The sequence below is a fragment of the Vibrio sp. 2033 genome (assembly GCF_033339735.1).
This window is the reverse complement of sequence record NZ_JAWOVC010000123.1, coordinates 1-1,027: the sequence shown is the minus strand read 5'-3', so window position 1 is coordinate 1,027 and position 1,027 is coordinate 1. Positions and strand designations below refer to the sequence as shown.

General features: G+C 43.3%; 1 protein-coding gene and 1 pseudogene. Both read left to right on the top strand.

The genetic code is table 11. The annotated features are described in order from the left end of the window. Window positions 1-205 (top strand): annotated as a pseudogene (locus R7P74_RS25055) (1-deoxy-D-xylulose-5-phosphate reductoisomerase); the annotation flags it as partial. Further along, the coding region (gene rseP, locus R7P74_RS25050; RefSeq protein ID WP_318123343.1) for an RIP metalloprotease RseP at window positions 205-1,027 on the top strand (823 nt) is incomplete at its 3' end. The pseudogene R7P74_RS25055 and the gene rseP, both read left to right, overlap by 1 nt.

The window sequence follows — 1,027 nt, the reverse complement described above, 5'->3', positions numbered from 1 at the left end:
TCTAAATGCAGCCAATGAAGTTGCTGTTGATGCGTTTCTAAATAATCGCCTTGGTTTTACAGACATAGCTCGCATCAATGAATTGGTTTTGCATAAAATCACCGCAAGCTGCAAACCTGAGAATGCGAATAGCTTGGAAAGCTTGCTAGAGCTAGATAGAATGTCTCGAACTATCGCCCTAGAAATTATACGCGAGCGTAGCTAATGACTGGTATTTTGTGGAATCTTGTTTCTTTTATCGTTGCACTGGGCATTCTCGTTGCCGTGCACGAGTTTGGGCACTTTTGGGTTGCTCGTCGTTGTGGCGTGAAGGTTGAAAGATTTTCCATCGGTTTTGGTAAGTCTATTTGGCGAAAAGTTGGTCAAGACGGAACCGAATACACTATCTCAATGATTCCTCTTGGTGGATACGTCAAAATGGTAGATAGCCGTGTTGACGATGTGCCAGAAAGTGAAAAACATTTAGCCTTTGATCAAAAGCCGCTTTGGAAACGAACGTCTATTGTTGCAGCTGGCCCTATCTTTAATTTCTTATTTGCTATTTTTGCTTATTGGTTGGTTTTCCTGATTGGTGTACCTGCGGTAAAACCCGTAATTGGTGAAGTTACGCCCAATTCGATTGTTGCTGAGGCAGGAATTGAATCTGGAATGGAACTAAAAGCAGTATCAGGCATCAAAACTCCGGATTGGGAATCAGTTAATATGGGATTAATTTCTCATATTGGTGATGACGCTATGACGCTAACACTGACGTCAGACTCAGAAGTTGGCGCTGAAGTGACGAAAACGCTGGACCTTCGTGACTGGAAATTTGATCCAGAAACCGAATCTGCGATGCATTCACTTGGCTTTGCTCCATATACACCAGAAATCTATCGCGTTATTAAGCAAGTTTCTGAAGACGGTGCAGCCGCGAAAGCAGGTGTGCGTCCAGAAGATGAAATCATCGCGATTGGTGGTGAGCCTATCAATGACTGGAAACAAGTCGTAGATGCTGTACGCTCAAATCCAAATACTCCAATCGAGT